Raw genomic sequence first — 7,241 nt, 5'->3', positions numbered from 1 at the left:
CCATCCGATTTGTCACCGATGCAGTGGAACGGTTCAATGATTCTGACCGAAAACCAACCGCGCGCCGAACCGGATATTCATGGAGCCGGTCCCATGGTTCTCGGTATCGATGGACCGCAAGATCAGCAGCGACACTTACACCGCCTGGTATCGGCCACAAGAAACCTCGGCGGTTACTGGTCATCGTATCGCGGGCAGGAGCCATTCCCGATTTCAGTTCTCCAGCGAGCAGGCGGCAACCGACTTTATCGCGGCGGCGAGTACGGCAACGCCTACTCCATGCCGTTCGGTCGTGGCGGCGCCACTCCCGCCCAGACCTGCGCTGACCTTCTCGCGCGCTAGCGCCGATGTCGTGGCCCGCCCGGAGCAATCCGGTCGTCTGGTCATCGGCGACAAGCCACCCGCGGGCGTTGCTGCTGGCGCGCAGGACAGTCGTCATCGATCGCGCGGCGTCATCCACCTCGTGCCGGCCAACCGTGCCCGCGCTTCCTAGTGCTGCTGCATGAATCCGCGCATCTCATGCGGGATGATCGCTTCAATCCTTCGAGAACCGTGCGCTGGGCAGAGCTGCCGTCATGCGGTGCTGAGGATGTCCGGCCTGCAAGGACTGATCGGCAACCCGAAAGCCAACGACCTCATTCAGAATGTCTACCGGCTCGCCGCCGAGCGAACAAGACTGCGCAAGCTGCGTTGGGCCAAGGCCACCGTGGTACGGGCAACACGGCGGAAGAGGCATTGAGTTACATCGTCGAGTATGTGGATCGAGAAACTACCGCCTATCGCCGTGATCGCGAGCGCGACCCGGCGCGGCGCTGTACCGCTCCGGGGATCAAGGTCAACCTTGACGCCGGCTGACTTGCGGGCGCTAGCCCTGTCGGCGTTGAAGAGTCGGGCGAAGGAAGTCACGGCGAGGAATGCACAACCGGCTTTCGGGCCTCCTGACTTTGCGCCCACTGAAGCAAGATCGAGTGGAAGTCGAGCGGCAGATGAAGGCCGTCAAAGAGGCGCGCGACGATCAAGGCTGCCTGCTGGCACCGGAACGGTAAGCCGTCCGAGGTCTCCTAACGATCGGCAGTGGAAGGGCTCGTACCCACCTTTTAAGGATTGGTTAGAGGCCATGAAAATTCATAGAAGACCAAGGTCCAAGCAAAACTGCAAAGTTCAAAACAGGGACTCCTTTTCAACTATAGTCTTGCACGGAACTAGGGGAGATTTATCGGAATTTAAATCTGATTTTTTAGGAAGCGCAACAAAATCTAATAGCGCTAAAGAGGGGGTTCTTTACCTCCCGCTCAAAGTTGCTAATTTTTATTCTACTATTGGCGTTAATCGTCTCGGCAATGAATGAATAATTCTGATGGGACATTTGACGAGTACGGAAATGTAAATAATCAATCTAAAAGGATTTTAGCTCAAAACAATTATTATAAAGCACTAAAGAATAATAAAGAATATACACAAAAAGCGCGTCTTTATCAACCATAAAGGAAAAGTCTTGATAATGCTCGTAAAGAATTAAAGTCTATAGAGGAAGATTTAATAAAAACGATGCCAATATATCTGCGCTCTACAATGATTATTTGAAAGAGTATGAGAATACCGAAATTGCTAGCATTCCTTTCAGCGGGCGGATTATTTATCAAGTATTTATAAAAGGTTTAAATCCTTTTGTTGTTGATTGGGGCGGAATGTCTACAACAAATAATGGGTTTACCGATACGTTAAAGACGGCTAAAAATAACGGACATGATTCTGTTGTATTTTTGAATGCCAGAGACCCTGATTTGATTGACAACATTTTTGTTGTCTTCGATCCAAATCAAATCAAATCCGCCATCGGCAACGCGGGCACCTTTTCACCGCGTTCCACCGGATCGACTACAGTCAGGTCGCCGACGAAGCCGAACAAGACCAGCTCTGGCGCGAATTCCAGGCGGTGCGCGCGCGCAATCCCGGAACGGCAGGCCAGCCAATCCGCTTTCGAGCGGTGGTTCGGTCAAGGCGTGGAAGGGGTCAATGTCCACAAAGGGCAAGCCCTTGACGCTGTTCCACGGCACCAACAACCCGGAATTCAACCGTTGGGACGAATCTCTATCGGGACAAGCCAGCCGGCACCCGACCGCCGGCTTGGGTTTCTTCATGACCGCCGATGCCCGTTCAGCGACCCGTTATGGTTCCCGGCTGCTGGAGCTGAACGCCAAGATCAACAAGCCCTACTTCCATGACCGATGCGGATTTGACTAGCATTGAGGACACCCAGGACGCGGCGCGATTCCGGCGTAAGCTGCAAGCGCAAGGGTACGATGCGGCCGTGATTGTCGCGCCCGGCGCCGCTCCTATGTCGTGGCGTTCCAATCCAGTCAGGTGAAGCTGACCAGCAACACGACCCCGACTGAGAGCGAGGATTTCCGCTATTCCCTCCCCGGCCGGCCGCCGAACCTGAATAGTCCGCGCGTCGCCGCCCGAGTGATGGATGATATTGGTGGCGTGATGAATGACCTGAAGCCCGGCGAGAAACCGCTGGCCAAGGCCAATCCGCGCAACTTCGCGCAAATGCTGACCGACCTGAAGGCCAACACCCGCCCGCAATGGCTGGGATTGTTGACCCGCAACATGCAACTGGAACTGGCGCGCGAGGTACTGCCGCGCCCGATGGTCGAGCAGTTCGAGAATGCCGCCGAGGCGATGGACGCCGCCGAATCCAAGATGATCCAGAGAGAAGCCTTCCCATTGGCGGATCGCTGGCAGGCCCTCATTCGCAAGCACCGCGAACAAGCTGACCGCTTGGCCCGGTCGCTGTACATGGCGACGTGGACGGGCACGGACCCGCGCCAGCCGATGCCGACGAAGAAGCGCGCCGAGTGGATCAGAACCAAGGCGGCCTATGACGGTCTCCACCGACCCGGAAGCCAAGAAGCTTTTTCCGAAGTGCTTGGCTTCTATCAGGGCCAGACCGAACGGCTCTTCAAGGAACTGCAAAACCGCATCGACCGGCACTCCCTCCCCGCCGCCGATAAGTTGGCGGCCGGGGACATGCTTCGCCAAGAATTCGAGCGCATGAAGGACGACGGCCCTTATGTGCCGCTGATGCGCTTCGGGGATTTGACGGTGTTTGCCGAGGCCAGAACGGCGGGCGAGAAGCCCGTCTTTGCCACCTTCGAGACCGTGCAGGATCAGCGCGCCTTTGCGGACTGGCTGAAAAAGGAGGGCTACCAACCGCAATTGGGCGTCAAGACCGAAGAGGTGGCCAAGCGGGCGCTGCCGCAGGGCGATTTCGTGGGCAAGCTGGCCGGCATTATCGACAAGACGACGCAAGGCCCTGAAGGGCAGGTGCTCAAGGATGCCATGTACCAACTGTTCCTGCGCTCCTTGCCGGAACAAGCCATTCGCAAGCACTTCATCCATCGCCGCTTCGTGCCGGGTTACACGGCGGATGCGCTACGGACCTTCGCGACGTTCGGGCGCCGATCCGCCAAGCAGATTGCCCGGCTGGCGCACAGCGACCGCATGAGCGATGCCCTGGAGGCCATGGCCAAGGCAAACCGGGACGGGCAAACCCAGGAGCCGGTTTCGGCGGGCCACCTCATCAACGAACTGGAGAAGAGTTTCCAGTGGGCCATGAATCCCGGCACCAACGCGCTATCCAGCCGGCTCACGCACCTGGGGTTCTTGTGGCACTTGGGCGCTAGTCCCGCTCATCTGCTCTTGAACCTCTCGCAACAGGCGCAGGTGACATTCCCGTGGCTGGCCGGCGAAATGCACGGCAAGATCGGCTCGGGAAGCGTTGCGGCGGCGCTCGCCAATGCCAATAAGGATTTCATCGCGTCCAACCCATTTACCAGCGCTGACAAGCGTGGCGCGGCGGCCAAGAAGCGCCGTTCCGACCTGGAAGGGGAATTCAACGGCGACATGGGGCGGGCACTCAAGGCGCTCGAAGAGTCGGGCAAGACCGACAAGACCCAGACGTACAGCCTATCCGGGCTATCCGAAGAAGACTCGTGGCTCTGGTCAAAGCCCTACCTACGCAAATTCACCGAGGGCGCGGCGTGGTTCTTTCATGTGGCCGAAGTCATCAACCGCGAGGCGTCCGCCATCGCCGCCTACCGTCTGGCGCGTCGGGCCGGCATGAGCCACGAACAAGGGTATGATCTGGCGCGCCGCGCCATCAACGAAACCCATTTCGATTATTCGCCGGCCAACCGCGCCCGCTTCATGCGCGGGAATGTCGCCAAAGTGCTGACACTCTTCAAACAGTACAGCCTGAATATCTCTTGGCAACTCGGGCGCAACGCCTACTTGTGGGCGCGTGGTGGCTCGAAAGCGGAGAAGGCCCAAGCCCGGACCAAGCTGTTGGGCATGTTGGGCATGACGATGGTCATGGCCGGCGCGGCGGGGATGCCCTTCTACGGTGAGATCATGTGGCTGCTTACCCAATTGCTGAACGCGACCCGCGACGACGACGAGCCGGAATGGGACGCCGATACCGAATTCCGCTCACTGCTGGACCGCGCATTTGGCGAGACGGGCGACGAGGCGGTACGGCATGGCCTCATCAATGCCTTTATGGGGATCGATATCAGTAGCCGCATCAAGCTGGACGATTTGTGGTGGCGCCCCATCGGGGATGACGCGGACGGCAAGAAACTGGCCTATCAGATGATGGAACAGGCGCTCGGGCCGGTCGCCGGATTGTTCGTGCGTGGCGTGGCGACGGCGGACGGCCTGATGGAATCCCTAGTTGCCGGAGATAACGCGCGTGGGGCGTCTTGGCGGGCGATTGAAGGATCGCTGCCGAAAGCACTGAAAGATATTTCACGGTCCATTCGTTATGCGGAAGAAGGCGCCACAACCTTCCAGGGAGCGACACTGCTCCCGGCTGATCGCATATCGGCCCTAGCGAAACTCGGTCAGGCCATGGGGTTTGTGCCCGCTGAATTAGCGGAGCGCTACAGTGAGAACAGGGCCATGAAGAGCCTGGAGCGCCGCATCCTTACCCGCCGCCGTGCGCTACTGGATACCGTGGCCATGGGGTTATTGAACCAAGACGATGAAGTGGTGCGCGCCGCCAGTGAAGATATTGCCGCATTCAACCGGCGTTATCCGACGGTCGCCATTGCCGGGGATACCATCAACAAATCCCTACGCGGGAGACTGCGAGCGAAGATCGAGACGGAAGCAGCGGGAGGCGCTCGCCTGGATAAGCGGTTAGCGGGGATGTTGCTGGAAGGAATGCGTTGAGCTATCCTGATGGATAAGACCGCATTGCAGGGGCGAGTGGACGCTGCCCGTCATAGCTGGCGGGAACGGCGGGAAGGATTGGCCACAGACCGATGTGCTAGCCGACAAATTCGCCATGGTGTTCATGGTCGATATTGCGCTCATGCCGATCCGGCCATGTAAATCAGCGCCCGCCATGGTGATTTGCGCGGTCGCCTGGACCCGATTCATTTCGATTTCGATGGCTTTGAACTGCCGATCGAACGCCAACCGGGTTGACTCCATCTTCAGCCGGGCATCCTCGACCTTCTTTTGGAAGTCGAACTTCGCTGCCGACAGATTTGCTTCCGTCTCCGCCAGAAAGACTTGCGCCTGGGCCTTGTAGGCGTCGAGGGCGTTCCGGGCGATCTCTCCATCGATTTGCGAGTATTGCACCTCCGCTTGTACCCGAGTACGAAATTCTTCCAGGATTTGTTGGTTGCGCTGACTCTGCCCTTCGATCTTCTTTGCTTGGGCCGAGACCCGAGTGCCGAATACATCAGCCTGAGTCTTGTAGACATCGACCTTGGCCAACTGCCCACGGGTCTTGGCCTCGTCGCCGGAAATTTGCGCTTCCAGGAGCGCGTACTCATCCCTTTTGGCCGTCGCGAGCGCCGAGAACGCCTTGATCTCGGAGTCGAACACGTCCAGGGGAAGCTTACGGGCCTCGATGGTGAGCCGTAGTGCGTCGATCTGCGCGGCAAAGACCTTGGCCTTGGTCTCCTGACCTTGGAGTTGCGCGGTGTACCGGGCAATCAAGTCGCCGTTCAGGTCCGACTTCAGCTTCTCGACTTCTAGTTCGGCCTTGGTGATCTCGGCCTTGGCTAGTTCGGCTTTCAGCAGGGCCTCGAAGATGCGGATTTGGCTTTCCAGCAACCCTTGTTCAAGCTCGAAGTCCCGTTGCTTGAGCGCGTAGACGGCGGTGGCGAACTTCATCGCCGTGTCGCCGAACCGGAGCGCCGCGTCGAACGCCTGCATCTGCATCGACCAGGCTTGGCCGAACAGGGCGACAGCCGCCGATTGCAGGGCGGGGACCACTTGCATGATGAACTGGAGGTGCTGCAACTCGCGATCCGCGCGCTTGACGTAGACCTCCAGTGCCGCGTTGCTCAGGGCGCGAGACCCTTCTTGCTGGATACGGCGGGCGCCGGCGGCACGGGCCGCCCCCGGTAGCGACCATCCAGCGGCGGCGGTCTCTTGGTCAAGGGCCTGTTCAGCCTTGGCGGTCTCAAGGGCGATCTTGGAGCGTAGGGCGTCGTAGTAGCGCGAGTCGTGGGCCTCAGTCAACGCGGTCTGCGAACCCCCCAAAACCCCGGTGGCCCGATCTATCAATTGTTGGAGCGCGGCCTGCACGCCAGGGTAGAAACGATTGACCAATTCCGTACCGTACTGGTCGTAGTTCGGCAACTTGGTGTTGCCAGTCTCGAATAACGCGATGAAGGTATCAGACAGGAGGTTGTTGTAGGTAGGCGGCGTGAAGCTATGCGGCGGCACAACCAACTGATCGAGTTCGATGTCGGTACGCAGCTCCAACAGCGTCGGTAGGTCAGGGTAATCGAAGGTCGGCGAGTCGGGGATGTCGATACTGTCGTCCACGTCCGGGGCCGTCTTCGCAAACGGGGTCAACGGGTCCGGAGTCGAGTACGAGAACGCCGGCAGGTCGAGTGTCGGCGCCTCTTCGTCGAAGGTCAGGTCGATGGTCGAGAGATCGCCCAGCTCACCCATCGGGATTTCCTGGGGGGTGCGAATCTCTGGGAACGTCGCCGGCTTCTCTTCGGGAGCGAACCCAGACCCCAGGCTATACCCGCTATCTACAACGGTGATCGTCTCCGATGGATAGTCTGGGGTGTATAGGTTCAAATGACCGGCTGCGGTGGCAGTCAGGGTCATGGCGGAAGAAATCAGGATATTCGCCTCGGAACGGGCGAACGACATGGTGTTTTGGATTTCGGAAGCAACTTGGTCGGCTGAAAGTGCCATGACGG

General features: G+C 58.8%; 6 protein-coding genes. 5 read left to right on the top strand and 1 reads right to left on the bottom strand.

Going from position 1 to position 7,241, the window contains the following annotated elements; genetic code table 11:
• The first annotated feature begins 36 nt into the window (after positions 1-36).
• From IPK79_13625 to IPK79_13605, 5 genes are all read left to right on the top strand, one after another.
• Complete coding sequence (locus IPK79_13625; protein MBK8191472.1) at positions 37-342, top strand: hypothetical protein; 306 nt, start codon at positions 37-39, stop codon at positions 340-342.
• Between the two features lie 247 nt (positions 343-589).
• Positions 590-739 (top strand): hypothetical protein, encoded by a 150-nt coding sequence (locus IPK79_13620; protein MBK8191471.1) that lies wholly within the window; start codon positions 590-592, stop codon positions 737-739.
• An 841-nt stretch (positions 740-1,580) separates the two neighbouring features.
• Positions 1,581-2,225 carry a hypothetical protein gene (locus IPK79_13615; protein MBK8191470.1) on the top strand — a complete coding sequence of 215 codons (645 nt, stop codon included), beginning with the start codon at positions 1,581-1,583 and terminating at the stop codon, positions 2,223-2,225.
• Positions 2,222-2,368 carry a hypothetical protein gene (locus IPK79_13610; GenBank protein ID MBK8191469.1) on the top strand — a complete coding sequence of 49 codons (147 nt, stop codon included), beginning with the start codon at positions 2,222-2,224 and terminating at the stop codon, positions 2,366-2,368. Before IPK79_13615 ends, IPK79_13610 begins: the two co-directional genes overlap by 4 nt.
• Positions 2,365-5,238 carry a PLxRFG domain-containing protein gene (locus IPK79_13605; GenBank protein ID MBK8191468.1) on the top strand — a complete coding sequence of 958 codons (2,874 nt, stop codon included), beginning with the start codon at positions 2,365-2,367 and terminating at the stop codon, positions 5,236-5,238. The genes IPK79_13610 and IPK79_13605 overlap by 4 nt, the downstream gene beginning before the upstream one ends.
• Here IPK79_13605 and IPK79_13600 read toward each other — a convergent pair.
• Positions 5,206-7,236: a hypothetical protein gene (locus IPK79_13600; protein MBK8191467.1), complete on the bottom strand. Its 2,031-nt coding sequence runs from the start codon at positions 7,234-7,236 to the stop codon at positions 5,206-5,208. The genes IPK79_13605 and IPK79_13600 overlap by 33 nt on opposite strands.
• Positions 7,237-7,241 lie beyond the last annotated feature (5 nt).

The organism is Vampirovibrionales bacterium (assembly GCA_016712355.1).
GTDB lineage: Bacteria > Cyanobacteriota > Vampirovibrionia > Vampirovibrionales > Vampirovibrionaceae > JADJRF01.
The sequence above is the reverse complement of the archived record's forward strand: the minus strand, read 5'-3'. Positions and strand labels throughout refer to the sequence as shown.